The following is an 18,503-nucleotide window of genomic DNA, read 5'->3' as shown; positions in this document are numbered from 1 at the left end:
GGAGGGTCGATGAACGGAAAGCGTGAAACAGCCCTGGTGGCCGGAGGAGCCGGCTTCATCGGGTCGCATCTGTGCCGGGCGCTGCTGGACCGGGGGCATGAGGTGATCTGCCTCGACAACCTCCAGACCTCGCGGGAGGTCAACCTGCGGATGCTGGAGGGGCATCGCGCCTTCACCTTCGTGCGCGGCGACATCGTCGATCCCCTGCCCGATGCGGTCACGCGCCGGCGCGACATCAGCCGCATCTACAATCTCGCCTGCGCCGCTTCTCCCCCGCAATATCAGGCCGATCCCGAACATACGATGCTGACCAGCGTGGTCGGAACCGATCGCCTGCTGCGGCTGGCGGAGCAGGTCGGCGCGCGCTTCCTGCTCACCTCCACCAGCGAGGTCTATGGCGATCCGGAGGCGCATCCCCAGCGCGAGGACTATCGTGGCTGGGTGAACTGCACCGGCCCCCGCGCCTGCTATGACGAGGGGAAGCGCGCGGCGGAGGCCATGGCCTTCGACTTCGCCCGGCTGGGCCGCGCCGATGTGCGGGTGGCGCGGATCTTCAACACCTATGGCCCGAACATGCATCCCGACGATGGCCGGGTGATCTCCAACCTCGTCTGCCAGGCTTTGTCGGGCGATGCCATCACCATCTATGGCGACGGATCGCAGACGCGCAGCTTCTGCTTCGTGTCGGACATGGTGGACGGGCTGATCCGGTTGATGGAGGCGCCCTTGTCCGACATGGCGCCGGTCAACCTGGGGAATCCTGAGGAATATACCATCCTGCAACTGCTGGATCAGGTCGTGGCCGCCACCGGCACGCGGTCCCAGGTCGTGTTCCAGCCGCTGCCGGTCGACGATCCGCGCCGGCGCAGGCCGGACATCCGCAGGGCGCGCCAGTTGCTCGGCTGGGAACCGCACGTTCCCTTGAGCGAGGGGCTGGCGATCACCTGCGCCTTTTTCGAGAAGGAGCTTTACGATCGCATGCCGGGCTTTGCATGCAGTCCCGCGTTGAGCGGCGCCTCCTTCGTGGGAGGCGCGGGCATCGCGGCCGAATGAATCCGGGCGTCAGGCGCTGCCCTGGCGGCGCTTGGCGAGCGATGCGACGATCTCCCGGGGCGCGACCGGCTTTTGCAGCCGCAATGTATCGCCGAGATCGGGCGGTATGATCTCCTCGTCATAGCCGGTCAGGAACAGGAACGGCACGCCCCGTTCCTTCAGCAACCGCGCAAGGTCGAAGGAGGGACCGTTTCCCAGGTTGATGTCCAGCACGGCGGCGGTGGGGCGTTCCTGGCGGATCGCCGCCATCGCCTTCTCCTCGGTCGGGAAAGGCCCCATGATCCCGGCTCCCGCGCCTCGCAGCGCTTCCGCCGTATCGAAGGCGAGATAATAGTCGTCCTCGACGATCAACACCGTCTGTGCCGCAAGGTCGGTCTGGCCCATCATGCCGGGACTCAGCCTCCGTTCGCTTCGGCCGGGCTGGCCATGTGCGATCCGTCGGCGCCCGTTTCGGCAGTGCTGAAGAAGCCGCCCGCCAGAAGGATGGCGAAGGCGATCACGACCAGTAACAGGCTGATGCCCAGAACATAGCGGGTGACATGGGTGGAAGCGCCGCTTCGCGCCTCCTGCCGTGAGACATGGGTGACGATGCGGCCGTCTTCCTCTTCCTTGTGCATCGAAAACTCTCCTTTCGTTGAGGAGAGAACAGGCGCGCCGACGGGCTGGTTCCCGGAAAGGCGCGGCCCTGGTCGATCTTTTATCCGGGTGCAACAAGGGTCTGGCCGCCACGCCCGCCGTCAGCCGCTGTGGCGGAGGAACTCCGCTATGGCGCTGACATTATGGCCGACCTGCTCGACCGCCTGCTCCAGCCGGGCACGCGATGTGCTGAAACGCTGCTGCCAGTAGCGCGCATCGCTTTCCCGATCCAGCGAGACATGCTTCAGGTCCGGGGGAGCGGCAGGGGCGGCGAGGCTATGGACGTCCGTCATCGGTCTGCGTTCAGAAGGTCGAGATGATGTTTCACCACAGGCACGATCTTCGCCGCCGCGTCCTTGAGCGACCGGTCGGAACCGTGGGCGGCATAATCCTGATGCAGTTGCAGCGCCTGGCTGTGAGCCGCCTTCTGCTGCTGCCAGTAGAGGGTGTCGCGGGCGGCGCCCTTCGCCTGCTTCAGCGCCCTGACCTTCGCCTGCTGATCGGGCGTCAGACTGGGCGGCGGCGCCTTGACGCCCGATGCCGCAGCCGCGCTTTTCAGCATGGCGGTGCTCTTGCCGTGATCCCTCACCATCATGGTGGCGAAGCTCTTGACCCTGGCATCCCTGGTCGTTTCCAGCACGATCTTGCTGGATGTCTGTTCGTACAGGTCGCCCGCGCCCGCTTTCCCCAGATAGGCAGTGGGCGATTCCGCCGCGGCGGCGGGCATCGCCACGGCGATCAGCGGCATCAGCAAGAGCATTTTGGACATGGTCGTTCCTCCTGCAAAGCCAGCGGTTTTCGGGGTTAGGAGGTTCCACGGCCCCACGCCCGCGCGATAACCTGCATTAGGCTGTGTAGAGATTCAGCCCATGGCGGGCTGCAAATGGCGGCTTTCTGCGCTTCCAGTGCTCACGTACTTTGAGTACGCTGCGCGCTGGTTCTCGAAAGCCACCATTTTCGCTCCACCCTGAACTGAATCCCCACACACCCTAGACAAACGGCAATTTTCCGGAGGCCGCCGGAGGGCGTGCCGCGTTCATCGGCTCTTTTTCTCGCTCCATCCCAATTATTTGCTGCGAGGAAACATAGGTGAATCCAGCATGAACCAGAAACGCTATGGTGGGGGCAGGTTCAATCGATATTGGTCCAGGGGGGCTTAACAGGGAGTAGTCCATGTTAAGCCAGGTTGCCGAAGGCGAAAACCAGGTTCATTTCCGAATGCATCAGTTTCTGGCCCGGGAAAATGAAAAACCCGACGCCATGCTTTATGTTCAGGAAGGGTGGGCGTGCCGATACCGGCTGCTGTCGGATGGCCGCCGCCAGATTACGGCGCTTTATCTGCCGGGCGATTATTGCGATCCGCAATGGGCGCTGGGCGGGGTGGCGTCCCAGCCCGTGGTGGCGATCACCAACGTCAGGGCGCTCCGGCTGCCCTGTCGCATACCCTCGCACGCCGGTTTCGACGGGCATAACGGCTTCTGGCAGGCGCTGTCCGGCATGATCGAACGGCAGGCCAACTGGCTTGTCACCCTGGGCCGCAAGACGGCGCTCGAACGGGTGGCGCATCTGCTGCTGGAATTGTTCGAACGCATGCGGCAGGCGGGCCTTGCCTATGGCCAGCAATGCGCCATGCCGCTGACGCAGATGGAGATCGCGGACATGACCGGGCTGACCCCGGTCCATGTGAATCGCACGCTGCAATCCATGCGGGCGCGCGGTCTGGTCGAACTGCAATCCAAATGGCTGCGCATACCGGAGCTTCAGGCCCTGCGCGAAGTGGCCGCCCTGACCGGCCAGGACATGGCGGCCTGATCGGACGGGCGCGAACTTCTTGATGTCGCGCAACTTCTGCAACCGTCCAGCCCCGGAAAATGAGGCCCAACGGCAAAAATTGCACCTGCATTAGCATATGTTAGCGAGCGTCGGCGGGCGGCTGGAGCAAGGTGAATCCTTCTTCGTTCGAACGCCGGCGCCGGCCGGTCGACCGAAGGAGAATGAGCAGCGCCACCAAGACGACGAGTCATGACACGATCCGGGATGAATTCCTCCACCCTTATAATGAGTCCCATGCCGCACTGCTCCGTCGTTCTTCCCGCCGGGGGGAGAGCGCCGCGTCGCGACGGCCCGGTCCTGCATGCGGCAGGCCGGCATTCCGCCATGGACAGCCGGACGGCCAGCGGCGAGCATCGCGGCCGTGGCGGAGACGAAGACGGCATCCCATCCCGCTCATGAAAATGCCATCACCGATCCTGTTGCCGCTGCTGGCGCGCCTTGGCGGGCGCACGGCTCTCTCGAAGGAAGACGGCGCCGCTCTGCTATCCCTGCCGCACAGCCTGCGTCATTGCGAACCGGGGGACTATATCATCCGGGAGGGCGACCGGCCGCAATCCTGCCTGATCCTGCTGTCGGGCTTTGCCCATCGCCACCGCATATCGTCCAATGGCGGCCGCCATATCGTGGGAATACATGGCCGGGGCGACATATTGACGCTGCCGCCGGTGCAGCTCTTTCCATCGGAGGATTTCGTCCAGGCGCTGACCGATCTGCGCGTCGCCGCCATTCCGCTGGAGGACGTGCTGGCGCTGATGCGCGAGCGGGCGAACATCGCCGATGCGCTGTGGGCGGAGATGACGGCCGAAACATCGGTCTTCCGCGCCTGGATCAGCAATATGGGCCGGCGGGACGCCAGGGGAAGGATAGCCTATCTGCTTTGCGAGCTGGTGATGCGCAGCTATCCGGAAGGGGGATCGGACGGGTGCCGGCTGATCCTGCCCCTGTCCCAGGTGGAGCTGGCCGACGCCACCGGCATGACCACCGTGCATGTCAACCGGACGCTGAAGGCGCTGGAAAAGGCGGGGGTGATCGAACGCGACCGGCGGCGGATCACCATCCCCAACTGGCGCCGCCTGACCGAACTGTCCGATTTCCGCCCCCAGGCCTGGCTCGGCCGGATGGACCGGCATGTCGAGTTGGAGGAAGAACAGGGTTAGCCGGCGGAAGGGCGAAGAAGCGCGCCGGCCATGATCCAGGTTATGGGCCGGCCAGGAACGGGGGAACGTCCGCCGCCGTTCTGTGTGCTGGGAGGCATGGCCATATGCTTCCCCTCAAGACCATGAAACCAGAGGAACCGCCGACATGCACGAACCGGAACGTCCCAGCGATCGGCGTCTCGGGCTGGCGGCGATCTGGGTGGTGGGAATCGTCCTGCTGGTGATCGCCGTCGTCTTCATCGGGCGCAATTTCTGGCATCATGACGTGCTGAAGGAAGACCAGCAGACGGGCGAGAACAGGGCCGACGACCATGAGGGCCTGACGCCGAACGAAAAGCGCTGAAGCGGCGCCATGCGGCGCGTGGATGCTCCAGAGCCAATCGACATTCAGAAGATGACGAGCCGAGCCGGAGGCCACCGAAGGTAAAATGGCGGTTTTCCGTGACCCGGAGCGCGGCCTACTCAAAGTAGGTGAGCACCGGAAGCACGGAAAAGCGTCATTTGCAGGCCGTCAGGGCTGAATGTCGATTGGCTCTAGTCGCTGGGGTGCAGCAGCCTCTTGGTCATGGGCAGGCTGATGTGCACCTTGAACGCGCCGGGCGTCCAGTCGATGGTGCCCGAACCGTCCAGTTCGAACGGGATCGTCTTGGTCAGCATCTCCGTGCCGAAGCCGGACCGGCGGGCGGCTGTCGGGCTGTCGCCGCCCTTTTCCTCCCAAAGGATGCGCAGCACCGGGCCGGCCGGTTCGCGGTCGCTCCACCATCGGACCCAGACCCGGCCGCCGTCCGACCCGAGCGCGCCATATTTGATGGAATTATTGCCCAGTTCATGAAAGGCGAGGGCCAATGTCGTCGCGGCCGAGGTGCGCAGCCGGACATCCGGCCCCTCCAGAAAGGCCTGTTCCCCCGCACGGACGGCGAACGCCGCCAGCTCGTCCATGATCAGGTCGTGCAGTTCAAGTCCATGGCGTTCCGCCAGGGCGAGATTGGATTCGATCCGGGCGATGGCGTCCAGCCGTCCCAGGAAATGGCTGGTGAGATGGTCGACGGAATCGCTGGTCGCGGCTGTCCGCCGGAAGATGGAGCGGACGGAGGCGATCAGGTTGCGCAGCCGATGCTGCACGTCGCGCAGCAGATATTGCCGCGCCGCCGCCTCCAGGGCGTCGACATTGCCGAACTGCACGACGCAGACGCGATAGTCGGGCGTCGTCACCAGTACGGCGGCGAACAGCCGCGCCTCGCATTTGCCGTCGTCCCAGCTCAGCCGTGCCGCCGACTCGCCCGATGCCGGCACGACCAGCCGCCCGCCGATCAGCCGGTCCGGCCGAATGCCCAGCAATTCCGTCAATGCCGCATTGGCGCGCAATATATTGTCGTTGGGCCCGACCTGGATCTGGGGCAGGGGAGAGGCATCGAAGAGGGCGAGGAAGTCGCGCCAGCCGTCGGTCGGGGATGGTGTCGTCACGATGCCTCTTGCGCCGCCGGATGCAGATAGGAAGGATCGAAGGCGCAGACGCGCTCCAGCGCTGCGAGATCCGGCACGAAAAGATGGCGCCGGTGCAATTCTATCAGCCTTTGGCGACGCATTTCCTGCAATATTCTGTTGGTGTGCACCATCGTCAATCCCGTTGCGTCCGCCAGTTCGAGCTGCGTGACGGGAAAGTGGAAGCCGTTGCCGCTGACCAGGCCCACTTTCAGCAGCCGGTGATAGAGTTCGCAGAAGAGATGGCTGAACCGTTCCAGCGCGGTGCGGCGGCCCAGATTGACGCACCACTCCCGCTGGATGGACGCGGTGATCAGGGCGTTGATCCACATCGCCTTGGTGATTTCGGGATGGGCCAGCGCGATCTCCTCGAACTGGCTGCGTCCGACTTCGGCAACCCTGACCGGCGTGAGCGCGGTGACGCCATGGTCGGCGCGATGGAGCAGGAAGCAGAAGGGATCGCACAGATCGCCCGGCAGCAGCAGGCTGACGATCTGGCGGCGGCCGTCCTCCAGCATCTTGTACCGGGCCGCCCATCCCTCCAGCAGGAAGAAGATGGAGGTCAGCCGGTCGCCCTGGGTGAACAGGTCCGTGCCGGTGCGAAGCGGTTGAAGCGCCCGACCGGCCAGGCCGTTGATCACGTCCCGGTCGCGCCGGCCGAGCGGCCAGTGCGCCGCCAGTTTCTGGGCAGTGATGCTATCCTTCATCGCAACCTGCGGGATATCGAGCGATGACATGGCGCGTTTCCACCTATGTTATTTTCTGCCGCCCATTCCCGTGCGACGGCTGGCGGGAGAGGAGAGATGAATGATGGAAGGGGTGACCCCCGGCGCGGTTCGCGTGCTGGTGGTGGAGGATGATTATTTTCTCGCGAGCGACCTTGGCGCCTTGCTGGCCGAAGAGGGGTTTTCGGTGATGGGCCCGCATGGCAGCCTGTTCGGCGCGCTCAAGGCCATTGCGGAGCACTTGCCTGACATCGTCATGCTCGACGTCAATCTTCAGGGGGAGATGAGCTATCCCCTGATCGACGAACTGGTCGCGCGTTCCGTGCCGGTGATCATCGTCACGGGCTATGACGAACAAAGCCTGCCGTCGGCCTATGAAAGCTGCAGGCGGGTGATCAAGCCCTATTCCCGCACGGACATATTGGGGGCGATCGGCATGGTTCTGGCGGGCACGGACCACAGGCTCTGACATCGGGCTCTCCCTTTCTTTCCGAACCGGTCGTGCGCTGGACGTTCCGCCCGACCGGGGCGTCTGTCATTCACACCGATGGTCTGCCCTTGCCCATATCGGTGGGGCGGGGAAGGGACAAGGCCATGCATACTGCGTGACAATGGCAGTGGACCGGCCGACGCCCGGACGATCGGCGAGGATAGGGCGAGTGGCATGGCAGAGCAACCAGCGGCAGGTCTTCCTGTTCCCCGGCGGATATTGATCTGAGTTAATAATCGCCTGCTTTCCGGGCGGATGACATATCGGGGTCGCCGCGCCATGGCGGGACGAAAGCTCAACCCCGGCCGCGGATCGAAAATTCCGACATCATCTGAACCAGCGCTTCGAACCCTTCGTCGCCCTTTTCCAGCGCATCGTTCAAGGCGCGTTCGATGATGTCGGAAACGAAATGGGAAGGGCCGGCATAGGCGAGGGACCAGGTGACGAAATGGCGATGCGGCGCTTCGCCCGATGCGATCGTCTGAACCTCCCTGTGGCGCCGGTCGCGCAGGATGCTCGCCTTGAGGTTTTCGATGGCGGCCGGCGCGCCTTCCAGATATTGGGCGAAGCGGTTGCCCGTGAACAGCAGCGCGCCCGTCACTTCCAGCGAGCGGTTGCGCGGAATGGAGACCTGGACGATCTCTTCCATGTGTTTTTCGGCTTGGGTTGCATCCAACTGGCTGGTGCTAATATAGGACCATCGAGCAAGCATGCGACGATGATGCCATTTGTCTGAGGAAAGTAAAGGCGAGGCGCATGATGGGACTGAAAATGCGCCCCGCCGGTTCCAGGCCGGCCTCAGCGGAGAAAACGGCCCCCGGCTGTCTAGGAGATGAAGGTTAATGCAACCGCTCCGGGCGATATCGTAAAAATACCTATTTCCCCGCTAATCGGCGTGCAAGTCCAATCATTTATGGGATTCCGCGAATCTGTGGGAACCCGTATGACCGAGCCGCTAGAAAAGCCGTCCGACGACCGGAGCGCGATGATGGAGAAACGCCGGCACCCCCGGCAGACCGTCTTCAAGACGGCATTGCTCTATCCGGTCGTCGAGGAAGCGAACCTGTCTGTCGAAAATGTGTCCCATGCGGGACTGAGCGGACGGTGCGCCCTGTCGCTGGGCTTGCACCAGCAGGTGCATGTGAGCTTCGACGACGCCAGCTTCCGCACGGCGGAGGTCCGCTGGATCAACGGGCCCAAATGCGGTCTTCTGCTTGAAGAGACATTGCCCTGGATTCCGGGCGAGGAGCCTGATGCGAACCCCGCGCCCCAAACCTACGAGCCGCGCAGCCGCCGACTGGCGGTCGATTTCTCCGCAACGCTGGTGACTTCCACGCCCGTGTTGATCGGGACGATCCGCAACCTGTCGGCCGAAGGGATGATGATCGAAGTGGGCGGTCTGGGCGAAGGTACGCGGCTGCTTGTGAAAACCCGCGGCCTGGATGTACGGATGGGGCGGGTGCAGTGGTCGAGCGGCGGGATGATCGGGGTCTTCTTCGAACCCCGCCGGACGGCTGCGAACTGACGCGATAAAAAAGAAAGGATCGGAGCCGAAACCATTGGCGGCTTCGCGCGTTGGCGCGGGAATGATGGTCTAGGCAATTGGCTATGAACCCAGGATGTCCAGTCTATATCGTGGACCACGACAGCAGGATGCGCCAGGAACTGGTGCGAATCCTGCGCCGGGAAGGGTTCGGGCCCGTCCCCTTTTCCTGCGGTTCCGACTTTATCGAGGCGCTTGATTTTCTAGCGCCCGGCATTGCGGTGATGGAACTGCATCTGGCCGACATGGCCGGGCCGGCGGTTCAGCAGGAACTGTCCGCGCGGCGGGTGGACATCCCCCTGATCGTCATGACGGCGTCGCGCGATATTCCGACGGCGGTCGACGTCATAAAGCGGGGCGCCATCGACTTTCTGGAAAAGCCCTTTGCCGACGGCCTGCTGCTCAAGGTGCTCGCCAATGCCTGGCCCATGCTGGAACGGAACATCGAGATACAGCGCCGGCGGGAAGCCGCCGCAGCCTATTTCGGCAGCCTCACCAAAAGGGAGCTGGATGTCGTGCGCGCGCTGAGTTCCAGCGGCAGCAACAGGGATGTGGCGGACGCGCTGCAGATCAGCATCAGAACGGTGGAAATGCACCGCGCCAGCATCATGAAGAAGTTCGGCGTCAAGAAATTCTCCGAAATCATCCGGTTCTTGCCCGATTCAGGATTACCCTGACCTGTTGAATATGTGAAATCGTCGCCATCATTCCCAATATACAGGATTGGAAATGACAAAGATGGATGTTCCCGGCCCCATATTCGGGGGCGGGATTGTCAGAAAGAAATGGACCGATCTCAGGCAGGCATCTGATTGTGAAACATCGTCTGCGTTTACGCCATGGTTAATGGTGAAAAAACCGAAGCAGGACAGGGTCCCGGGTGACGATGATTTCGGATATTTCAAGTCGCAGGAAGAATGCAGGCGAATAATAGGCAGATATAAGAAGGTGGCGGACGCCATGATTTCCGACGAAGAGGAATCGGGTGTCGACTGCCTTTGCTGAGCCTGTCGACTTTTCCATGAAGCGCTTTTGCGATCACCGGTTTTCCTCAGCTTCGCGCCTGGCGGCAGCGCAGGGCGGCCATTGAGGCGAGCAGCATGACGCCCGCTGCAAAGGCCATGGTCCAGATCGGCTCCGTCGGGAAAAAATGCCGCATGATCGTGCCCATGACGGTGGCCACCAGCAGTTGCGGGATGACCACGAAGGCGTTGAACAGCCCCATATAGATGCCGAGCTTCGCCTGCGGCACGCTGGAGGCGAGCATCGCATAGGGCATGGCGAGCGTGGATGCCCAGGCGATGCCGATGGCGACTTCCGACAGCAGCAGCATGCGGGCGTCGCGCAGGAACAGGAAGGAAAGGAAGCCCAACGCGCCCAGCATCAGCGCCAGGGCATGGGTCTGCGCCTGGCCGATCCGGCGGGCGAGCGGTTGCAGCAGGAAGGGTGCGGCCAGGGCGGCGACGCCATTATAGGTGGCGAAGAGGATGCCGACCCAGTTGCCGCCCGCATTATAGGCGGCGCTGGTGGGATCGGCGGACCCGAAGACATATTGGGCGACGACCGGCGTGGTGTAGATCCACATGATGAACAGCGCGGACCAGGTGAAGAACTGGACGAGCGCAAGGCGCTTCATCATGACGGGCATGGTCGCGAAATTGCCGACCACATGGGTGAGGAGATTGTCGGTGCGACCGCCCCGGTGCAGCCGGCGCGCCAGCATCCGCGCCGCGCCATAGCCGGCCAGCAGCGCGCCGAGCAGGTACAGTTCCTTCTCCAGCGACCGGATGCGGACGATCGCGACGACGGCCAGCCCGGCGACGATCCAGAGCGTGCCGCCGGGCGGGATGGCCGGGACAGCGTCCCTCTCAGCGACGGGCTTGCCCTCCGACGGTTCGAAGCGCGTCATTTGCTCGGGCGAATATTCGCGGGTGGTGAGCACGGTCCACAACACCGCCAGGAACAGGGCCGCGCCGCCGATATAGAAGCTGATCCGCACCGTGTCGGGAATGCCGGACCCGCTGGCGACATTGGCGACCCCCAGCTTGTCCAGCAGCCAAGGCGTGGACGAGCCGATCACCGCGCCCGCACCGATAAAGGCGGTCTGGAGCGCGTAGCCCGCCATATGCTGTTCCTTCGCCAGCATGTCCCCGACAAAGGCCCGGAAGGGCTCCATCGAAACATTGAGCGAGGCGTCCAGCACCCACAGCATCATCGCCGCAGCGAGCAGGCCGGGCGCATTGGGCATGCCGACCAACGCCAGCGCCGCGAACAGCGCGCCCGCAAAGAAATAAGGCCGCCGCCGCCCAAAACGGCACCATGTCCGGTCGCTATAATGGCCGATGATCGGCTGGACGAGCAGCCCCGTCAGCGGCGCTGCGATCCACAGCAGCGCCAGATCGTCCAGACTCTCGCCCAACGACTGGAAGATGCGGCTCATATTGGCGTTCTGCAGCGCAAAGCCGATCTGGATGCCGAAAAAGCCGAAGCTGATGTTCCACAGGCCCCAAAAGCCCTGGCGAGGGCGGGACTGCGGTTCCAGATTATCTTGCGCCTGATCCATGCGTCCCCAACCTTTGCTTCATACTTATTCCTATCCCCGTTCAGGCTCAGGGCGAACGGCGTGGGGTATCTTATCGTATTGAGCGCCTGCCCTTGCCCCCACCCGCCACGAAGCGGATCGCTTCCCCCCCGCCCGGCGCGAGATTGATGCTCAACACATCCCCCTTCTTCACCGCCTTCTTCACGATCACGATCGCATGACGCGCCTCGGTGCGATAGTCCGCCCCCGGCCCATCCCGATAAATCTCCGCCACATAGGACCGCCCGGCCTCCAGAAAGTCGAGCTTCACCTGACTGGAGCGCGCCTCTTCATCCCCGACCGCGCCCAGATACCAGTCATTGCTGCCCTTGGCCTTGCGCGCGATGGTCACATAGTCGCCCACCTCGCCATTCAGCACGCGGGTGTCGGACCAGTCGGTCGGCACATCCTTGATGAACTGGAACGGCCCCGGATATTTCGCGTAATTTTCGGGCGTATCCGCGGCCATCACGAAGGGCGAGTACAGCACGACATAAAGCGCCAACTGCTTGGCGATGGTCGACTGGATCGCACTCCCCTCCGACCCGGAGAGGCTGAGCACGCCCGGCGTGAAGTCCATCGGCCCACCCAGCATCTGGGTGAAGACGAGATTGGCTTCATGCTCAGGCGGATTCTTGCCGCCGACCCAGGCATTATATTCCATGCCGCGCCCGCCTTCGCGCGCCACCCAATTGGGATAAGTGCGCCGCAAACCCGTATCCTTCACCGGCTCGTGACTATCGATGCTGACCTTATATTTCGCGGCCGCCTGCACCACGCGGAGATAGTGGTTCACCATCCACTGCCCCTCATGCCATTCGCGATGCTGGGAGCCATCGGGATCGACCCGCTCGATTTGCCCGGCGTCGGTGACATAGCCGGTCTTCACCACCCGCTCGCCATGGTCGGCGGCCCATTTGAACGCGCTGTCGAGCTGCCCGTCATAATGGCTGGCGGAGCCGCCCGTCTCATGATGGCCGATCAGCGTCACGCCCTTCGACCTGGCATAGGCGGCCAGCCCATCGGCATCGAAATCCTCGGTGGGCTGGGAGAAGTTCATGCCGTTGCCATTGCCGAACCAGTTGCCGTCCCAGCCGACATTCCATCCCTCGACCAGCACGGCGGGGATGCCGTTGGCGGCGGCGAAGTCGATAGTGCGGCGGACATTGGCGGTGGTCGCGCCATGCTTCGGCCCGCGCGCCCACGTCCAGTCTCCCTTGATCATGTTCCACCACACGCCGACGAACTTGCCCGGCCTGATCCAGCCCGACACGTCGCCCAGCCTGTTCGGCTCATTGAGGTTCAGGATCATATGGTTCATGTACAGCCCCGCCGCATCGTCCGCGATGGCGATGGTGCGCCACGGCGTCGAGAAACCGGCGTCCCGCGAAACCTTGGGCGCCCCGGAACCCGGCGTCAGCGCGGCGCGGAATATATTGCCCTGCGCCCGCGCCAGGTTCATCCCCGCATAGTCCACCAAAGCCGCCTCATGCAGCGCGACATGCGTGCCGCTGGCAAGCTTCACCGTCATCACCGTCTGCGCGGTGCCGACCGCATCGAGCGGCGTCCTGTTGTAGAGATATTCCTCCCGGTTCCATTCGAAGGCGGGCTTCCACCAGGCGGTCCCGCCCTCCGCAAAGGCGAACTGGGTCAGTTCCTCCGCGATATTGGCGTGATGCAGGTTTGCCTGATCGGGCAGCGTGTAGCGGAAGGCCACGCCATCGTCGAACAGGCGGAAGGTCACGTCCATCTCGCGCTGAAGGTCGCTTTTCTCGCGAAAGGCGAGGCGGATCTCATTGTGATGGTCGCGGATGCTGGACCATTCGCCCCAGGGCTGGGTCCATGTCGTGTCGCTCTTGCCGGTCTGGCTGTCGGCCAGCGTCAGGTTGCGCTCGATCTTCGGCGCGTCGGTGAACATGAAGCCCAGGCGGCTGTCCGCGATCAGCGCCTTGCCGTCGCGCTGCACGGCGTAGCTGGGGCGGCCTTCATTATCGAGGCTGACGGTCAGCGTGATGCGGCCATCGGGGGAAGCTGCCTTCGCCACCACATCGGCGCGGGCAGCCACCGGGGCCAGCGAAAGCGCGAAAAGCGGCAGGGTGAGCGCGGTCAGTTTCTTCATGATAATTCCTTTTGAGTCTGCCCTGACGAGATCAAAGCGCGACGTGCTGCCGCGGAGGCAGGAGCCCAGTTCAGGTGGTGGGACTGGATTCCTGCCTACGCAGGAACATTGTACGATGCCTTTAAACGCGCGCGACAAGGCCGGAAGCTGCGGGGAAATGCCATCCTTCGACTCCGCCGGTCGACAGCAACGGCTGCCAATGACCCGCCGGCGTCCATGTCACAGGCTCATCCCCAAGGTTGAACACGCACAGCAACCGCTCGCCCTCATGCTCCCGCTCGAACGCCAGCAATTCCTCCGGCGTCTCCAGGAAATCGATCGCCCCCACGCGCAGCGCGGGCGACCTGTTGCGCAGCGCCAGCACCCGCCGCGTCCAGTGCAGCAGCGAATCCGCATCCGCCTCCTGCACATCCACGGCGAGCGCGCGATGCGCTTCCCCGACCGGCAGCCAGGGCTTGGCCTCCGAAAATCCCAGATAGGGGGCATCCGCCCGCCACGGCATCGGCGTTCGCGCGCCGTCGCGGGAAAGCGTCAGCGGCCAGTTGGCGATGGCCTCGGGGTCCCGCAGATCCTCGAACGCGATGTCGACCTGCGGCAGTCCCAGTTCCTCGCCATAATAGAGGAAGATATTGCCGCGCAGGCAGGCGAGCAGCAGCATCTTCATCCGGCAATAGGCGTCCGGGTCCACCCCCTTGGCCCATCGCGACACCGCACGCGGCGCATCATGATTTTCGAACGCCCAGCTCGGCCAGCCCGTATGGGTTTCGCAGGGCCATTTGACGAGCGCCGTCTTGAGGAATTCGGCGGTCAGTTCCGGCGCATAGAGAAAGTCGAATCCATAAGCCGTATTCAGCCTGCCATCGCCCTGCGTGAAGGCCTTCATCTCTATGTCGCTGTCCGCTCCGCCGACTTCGGCCACGGTGAAGCGATCCCGATATTCATCGAATACTTGCCGGACTTTTTCCAGGAACAGCGGAATGTCCGGATGGCTCTGGCTGTACTTCTTGATCTGGAAGTCGAACGGCCGGGTCCGCACCTTGCCATCCTCCGGCGCGGGCGGATTGTCGCGCAACTCCGGATCGTGCATCGAATGGTTGATGGCATCGATGCGGAACCCGTCCACCCCCCGGTCCAGCCAGAAACGGATGATGTCGAAGACGCTCTCCTGCACCTGCGGATGATGCAGGTGCAGTTGCGGCTGCTGCGCCAGAAACTGGTGCATATAATATTGGCCGCGCCGCGCATCCCAGGTCCAGGCCGGGCCGCCGAACACCGACTGCCAGTTGTTGGGTGGGGAACCGTCCGGCTTGGGATCGGCCCAGACATACCAGTCCGCCTTGGGATTGTCGCGGCTGGAGCGGCTTTCGACGAACCAGCGATGCTCCTCCGACGTATGCGCCCAGACCTGATCGACGATGATGCGCAGCCCCAGCTCATGCGCCCGCGCCGCCAGCGCGTCGAAATCCTCCAGCGTGCCGAAGATCGGATCGACGTCGCAATAATCCGACACGTCATAGCCGAAATCGCGCATCGGGCTCTTGAAGAAGGGCGACAGCCAGATCGCATCCACCCCCAGCGACGCCACATAGGGCAGATGGGCGGTGATGCCTTTGAGGTCGCCGATGCCGTCGCCATTGGAGTCGGCAAAGCTGCGCGGATAAATCTGGTAGATGGCGGCGCCGCGCCACCAGGGGAGGGTCGTGTCGGTCATTGGGGTACGGCACTCCGGACAGCGCAGACGCTGTAGCTGAGAGGGGGGAGGGAGACGGCGGTGCTGCCGGGGGCGGAGGCGCTTGCGGCGCATTCGGCTCCGGCCAATGTGGTGAACTGGTCGGACCGCGCATCGACCTCGACCTGCGCCCTGATCGGCGCGGTGGACGTGTTGAAGGCGATCAATGTTTCCGCGCCGCTCTCCGGATCGAAGCGGGAGAGGGCGAAGAGGCCCGGCTCGTCGCCCCGCGCCCGGATGACCTCCCGGCCGCGCCGCAACGCCGGATGGGCGGTGCGCAGACGGGCCAGCGCGGCGATCTCCCGATAAAGCGGATGGCCGGTGTCGAAGCGCGGCGTGGCCGTGGTGGCGTCGGTCCCCAGCAGGCGGTTGTCGTTATAGCTCGCGACCCGGCTGCCGAACATATCCTCCCGCGCATCCTGATCGCCGCCGTCCCCGACAAAGCCCTGCTCGTCGCCATAATAGACGGTCGGCACGCCGCGCATCGTCAGCAGCATGGCGTTGGCCAGCATCACCCGGCGCAGCACTTCCTCATCGCTCGCCTGCGGGAAAGCCTTGCGCACGAAGGTGGCGAAGCGCCCGGCATCATGATTGCTGACGAAGGTCGGCAAGGTTCGCGCTGTCGCCTCGCCATCGCGATAGAGCACGTCCCCGGCCAGCATCCGCTCCCAGATCGCCGTCGCGCCGCTGCCCGCGACCGTCTCCAGCGCCGCCTGCCGGAAGGCGAAGTCCAGCACCGCCGGAAAGCCGCCCTCCTTCGTATGCCAGGCGAGCGGCCCGGCATCGACCGTCTCGACATAGACTTCCCCGAAAATATGGAAATTGGGGATGCCTTTCGCCTTGGCGCGGGCCTGCATCGCGGGAACGAACTGCTGCCAGAAATGCGGATCGACATGGCGCGCGGTGTCCACCCGGAAGCCATCCACGCCGAAACGGTCGATCCAGCCGCCGAAAATATCGATCATGCCCGCGATCACCCGCGGATTCTCCGTCATCAGGTCGTCCAGCCCCGCAAAGTCCCCCATGGTCGCGCTCTCGCCCGAATAGGTCGTTTCCCCGCGATTATGATAGTAAATCGGATCGTTGAGCCAAGCCGGGTTTTTGACCCGCTCCTCGCCCTTGGGCACATAAGGCGTATAGGCATAGGACGGGTCGGTCAGCCTGGCGAAATTCGCTTCGCCATGATCCTGATCGCCCGTGAAGCCCGCGTTGATCGGCTTGCCCCCGACGCCGCCCTGCCGCTGATAGGGATAGTCGGCCCGCGAACGATAGGGGCATGGTGTGTCCGCATTTGTGCTTGGGCATTCCCGGTAACGGATCACGTCCGCCGTATGATTGGCGATGATGTCCATATAGACCTTCATCCCCCGGCGATGCGCGGCCTCCACCAGCGCCGCGAAATCGGCGTCGGTGCCGAAATGCGGATCGACATGGGTGAAGTCGGTGATCCAGTAACCGTGATAGCCTGCGCTTTCCTGCCCCTTCGGCCCCTGCACCGGCTTGTTGCGGAAGATCGGCCCGACCCAGATGGCGGTCGCGCCCAGCCCCTGAATATAGTCGAGCCGCCGGATCAGCCCTTTCAGGTCGCCGCCATGATAGAAACCCTTGGAGGCGGGATCATGGCCGGTGACGAGCCGGTCGCCCTTCAACCCGCCCTTGTCGTTGGCCGGGTCGCCATTGTCGAACCGGTCGGGCAGCAGGAAATAGATGACTTCATCCTCCGGCAACCGCGCCCGGAAATCGGACGGCTGGGCTGCCGGCGACAGGGCAGGGATGGCCAGGGCAGCCAGCGCGGCAAACAGCATCGCCTTCCTTCCACGCATGGCGTTCCTCCCTTTGCCTTCTGGCTTGATTGCAGCGGCTTTCATAGGGGGTCTTAATCGGTTCGCACCCGCCGGGCCAAGCAGCCGACATACGTATTCAAAAGCTTATCTTTCCAATATCCGGGGCAGGGCGTAGGATCGCGCGATGGCCGTGAACGAAAAACCGACGTCCTTCGACATCGCGACGCTTGCGGGGGTTTCCCAGCCGACCGTGTCCCGGGCCCTGCGCGGCGACCGCACCGTCAGCGAAGCCACCCGCAAGCGGATCGAGGCCATCGCCCGCCAGCTCAACTATACGGTCGACAAGAACGCTTCCTCCCTCCGCCGGGGCAAGAGCAACACGCTGGCGCTGCTCTTCTTCGAAGATCTGCTGCCCGACGAAAGCTATATCAATCCCTTCTTCCTCTCGATGCTGGGGCCGATCCTGCAAACCTGCGCCAAGCGGGGCTACGACCTGCTGACCTCCTTCCAGCAGCTTTCGACCGACTGGCATGTCGATTATGAGGACAGCCGCAAGGCCGACGGCATCATCCTGCTGGGCTATGGCGATTATGAAAGCTATCGCGCCCGGCTGGAGCAACTGGTGGCGCAGGGCACCCATTTCGTGCGCTGGGGATCGGTCGACCCCAATGCGCTGGGCATGACCATCGGCTGCGACAACCGGCGGGGCGGGCGCGAAGCGGGACAGCATCTGATCGAGCGGGGGCGCCGGACCATCGCCTTCCTGGGCGATGCGTCGAGCCGCTATCCGGAATTCCGCGACCGCTATGCCGGGTTGACCGAGGCCATGCGGGAGGCCGGATTGCCGGTCGACATCGGCCTGCATGTCGACGCCCTTTCGACCGAACAGTCGGGGCATGAGGCGGCCAGCCGCCTGATCGCGCGCGGCCTGCCATTCGACGCGATCTTCGCGGGATCGGACCTGATCGCCATCGGCGCGATGCGGGCGCTGGACGAAGCGGGCATGCGCGTGCCGCAGGATGTGGCGCTGATCGGCTTCGACGACATCCCCGCCGCCAGCCTGACGCGCCCGCCGCTGACCACCGTCGCGCAGGACTATCTGCGCGCGGGCGAGGTGCTGGTGGACGCGCTGATCGGCCAGATCGACCGCAAGCCGGTGGAGCCCACGCTGCTCGCGCCAAGACTGGTCACAAGAATGACCGCCTGACTTCTCCCCTCCCGCAAGCGGGAGGGGCCGGGGGTGGGCAAGCCGCGCAGCGGCGTTCCTCCCTAGCCGATAGTGAAGAAGCTCGCTCCGCTCGCACCCACCCCTAACCCCTCCCGCCTACGGGAGGGGAATATAAAAAGGGAGGACCGCCACCCCTGAAAGGG

At 63.9% G+C, this 18,503-nt stretch carries 20 protein-coding genes; 9 read left to right on the top strand and 11 right to left on the bottom strand.

What is annotated here, in order from left to right; genetic code table 11:
* Positions 1 to 9: 9 nt before the first annotated feature.
* On the top strand, positions 10 to 1,053 hold the full coding sequence (locus LDB29_RS11120; protein WP_025551725.1) for an NAD-dependent epimerase/dehydratase family protein: 1,044 nt from the start codon (positions 10 to 12) through the stop codon (positions 1,051 to 1,053).
* 9 nt (positions 1,054 to 1,062) lie between these two features.
* Here the strand turns inward: LDB29_RS11120 and LDB29_RS11115 are convergent, their stop codons facing one another.
* From LDB29_RS11115 to LDB29_RS11100, 4 genes are all read right to left on the bottom strand, one after another.
* Positions 1,063 to 1,440, bottom strand: coding sequence for a response regulator (locus LDB29_RS11115; RefSeq protein ID WP_244968605.1), 378 nt, complete (start codon positions 1,438 to 1,440; stop codon positions 1,063 to 1,065).
* 8 nt (positions 1,441 to 1,448) lie between these two features.
* A complete protein-coding gene (locus tag LDB29_RS11110; RefSeq protein WP_025551728.1) occupies positions 1,449 to 1,670 on the bottom strand; it encodes a hypothetical protein in 222 nt (73 codons plus the stop codon).
* A gap of 120 nt (positions 1,671 to 1,790) precedes the next feature.
* On the bottom strand, positions 1,791 to 1,982 hold the full coding sequence (locus tag LDB29_RS11105; protein WP_025551729.1) for a DUF3606 domain-containing protein: 192 nt from the start codon (positions 1,980 to 1,982) through the stop codon (positions 1,791 to 1,793).
* A complete protein-coding gene (locus LDB29_RS11100; protein ID WP_244968604.1) occupies positions 1,979 to 2,458 on the bottom strand; it encodes a DUF4142 domain-containing protein in 480 nt (159 codons plus the stop codon). Before LDB29_RS11100 ends, LDB29_RS11105 begins: the two co-directional genes overlap by 4 nt.
* 404 nt (positions 2,459 to 2,862) lie before the next feature.
* Here LDB29_RS11100 and LDB29_RS11095 point away from each other — a divergent pair, with 404 nt between their 5' ends.
* The 3 genes from LDB29_RS11095 to LDB29_RS11085 all read left to right on the top strand — a co-directional run bounded on the left by LDB29_RS11095 (position 2,863) and on the right by LDB29_RS11085 (position 5,022).
* Positions 2,863 to 3,501, top strand: coding sequence for a Crp/Fnr family transcriptional regulator (locus LDB29_RS11095; protein WP_025547767.1), 639 nt, complete (start codon positions 2,863 to 2,865; stop codon positions 3,499 to 3,501).
* A gap of 416 nt (positions 3,502 to 3,917) precedes the next feature.
* On the top strand, positions 3,918 to 4,679 hold the full coding sequence (locus tag LDB29_RS11090) for a Crp/Fnr family transcriptional regulator (RefSeq protein WP_025547769.1): 762 nt from the start codon (positions 3,918 to 3,920) through the stop codon (positions 4,677 to 4,679).
* Between the two features lie 145 nt (positions 4,680 to 4,824).
* The gene (locus LDB29_RS11085; RefSeq protein ID WP_099185653.1) at positions 4,825 to 5,022 is read left to right on the top strand and encodes a hypothetical protein; all 198 of its coding nucleotides are present in this window, start codon (positions 4,825 to 4,827) and stop codon (positions 5,020 to 5,022) included.
* 191 nt (positions 5,023 to 5,213) lie between these two features.
* Here the strand turns inward: LDB29_RS11085 and LDB29_RS11080 are convergent, their stop codons facing one another.
* Both LDB29_RS11080 and LDB29_RS11075 read right to left on the bottom strand, forming a co-directional pair.
* Positions 5,214 to 6,143: an HWE histidine kinase domain-containing protein gene (locus tag LDB29_RS11080; protein ID WP_025547771.1), complete on the bottom strand. Its 930-nt coding sequence runs from the start codon at positions 6,141 to 6,143 to the stop codon at positions 5,214 to 5,216.
* Positions 6,140 to 6,898 carry a Crp/Fnr family transcriptional regulator gene (locus LDB29_RS11075; RefSeq protein WP_025547772.1) on the bottom strand — a complete coding sequence of 253 codons (759 nt, stop codon included), beginning with the start codon at positions 6,896 to 6,898 and terminating at the stop codon, positions 6,140 to 6,142. Before LDB29_RS11075 ends, LDB29_RS11080 begins: the two co-directional genes overlap by 4 nt.
* A 70-nt stretch (positions 6,899 to 6,968) precedes the next feature.
* Here LDB29_RS11075 and LDB29_RS11070 point away from each other — a divergent pair, with 70 nt between their 5' ends.
* On the top strand, positions 6,969 to 7,355 hold the full coding sequence (locus LDB29_RS11070) for a response regulator (RefSeq protein ID WP_037481721.1): 387 nt from the start codon (positions 6,969 to 6,971) through the stop codon (positions 7,353 to 7,355).
* A 316-nt stretch (positions 7,356 to 7,671) separates the two neighbouring features.
* Here the strand turns inward: LDB29_RS11070 and LDB29_RS11065 are convergent, their stop codons facing one another.
* Positions 7,672 to 8,088: a BLUF domain-containing protein gene (locus LDB29_RS11065; protein WP_025547774.1), complete on the bottom strand. Its 417-nt coding sequence runs from the start codon at positions 8,086 to 8,088 to the stop codon at positions 7,672 to 7,674.
* 231 nt (positions 8,089 to 8,319) lie between these two features.
* Here LDB29_RS11065 and LDB29_RS11060 point away from each other — a divergent pair, with 231 nt between their 5' ends.
* From LDB29_RS11060 to LDB29_RS11050, 3 genes are all read left to right on the top strand, one after another.
* Positions 8,320 to 8,901 (top strand): PilZ domain-containing protein, encoded by a 582-nt coding sequence (locus LDB29_RS11060; RefSeq protein ID WP_025547775.1) that lies wholly within the window; start codon positions 8,320 to 8,322, stop codon positions 8,899 to 8,901.
* 83 nt (positions 8,902 to 8,984) lie between these two features.
* A complete protein-coding gene (locus LDB29_RS11055; RefSeq protein WP_025547776.1) occupies positions 8,985 to 9,596 on the top strand; it encodes a response regulator transcription factor in 612 nt (203 codons plus the stop codon).
* A 52-nt stretch (positions 9,597 to 9,648) separates the two neighbouring features.
* Positions 9,649 to 9,924 (top strand): hypothetical protein, encoded by a 276-nt coding sequence (locus tag LDB29_RS11050; RefSeq protein ID WP_062017419.1) that lies wholly within the window; start codon positions 9,649 to 9,651, stop codon positions 9,922 to 9,924.
* A 46-nt stretch (positions 9,925 to 9,970) separates the two neighbouring features.
* Here LDB29_RS11050 and LDB29_RS11045 read toward each other — a convergent pair whose 3' ends face one another.
* From LDB29_RS11045 to LDB29_RS11030, 4 genes are all read right to left on the bottom strand, one after another.
* On the bottom strand, positions 9,971 to 11,482 hold the full coding sequence (locus LDB29_RS11045; RefSeq protein ID WP_193666640.1) for an MFS transporter: 1,512 nt from the start codon (positions 11,480 to 11,482) through the stop codon (positions 9,971 to 9,973).
* A gap of 70 nt (positions 11,483 to 11,552) precedes the next feature.
* A complete protein-coding gene (locus tag LDB29_RS11040; protein ID WP_025547780.1) occupies positions 11,553 to 13,619 on the bottom strand; it encodes a glycoside hydrolase family 97 protein in 2,067 nt (688 codons plus the stop codon).
* A 121-nt stretch (positions 13,620 to 13,740) separates the two neighbouring features.
* Entirely contained in the window at positions 13,741 to 15,330 is a 1,590-nt protein-coding gene (locus tag LDB29_RS11035; RefSeq protein ID WP_025547782.1) for an alpha-amylase family glycosyl hydrolase, read from the bottom strand.
* Positions 15,327 to 17,171: an alpha-amylase family glycosyl hydrolase gene (locus LDB29_RS11030; protein ID WP_025547784.1), complete on the bottom strand. Its 1,845-nt coding sequence runs from the start codon at positions 17,169 to 17,171 to the stop codon at positions 15,327 to 15,329. Before LDB29_RS11030 ends, LDB29_RS11035 begins: the two co-directional genes overlap by 4 nt.
* A gap of 145 nt (positions 17,172 to 17,316) precedes the next feature.
* Here LDB29_RS11030 and LDB29_RS11025 point away from each other — a divergent pair, with 145 nt between their 5' ends.
* Positions 17,317 to 18,339, top strand: coding sequence for a LacI family DNA-binding transcriptional regulator (locus LDB29_RS11025; RefSeq protein ID WP_025547785.1), 1,023 nt, complete (start codon positions 17,317 to 17,319; stop codon positions 18,337 to 18,339).
* Positions 18,340 to 18,503 lie beyond the last annotated feature (164 nt).

The organism is Sphingobium sp. CFD-2 (genome assembly GCF_024611135.1).
GTDB classification, from domain to species: Bacteria; Pseudomonadota; Alphaproteobacteria; order Sphingomonadales; family Sphingomonadaceae; genus Sphingobium; species Sphingobium fuliginis.
Note: the sequence above shows the minus strand (reverse complement) of the source record. Positions and strands in the feature narration are given on the sequence as shown.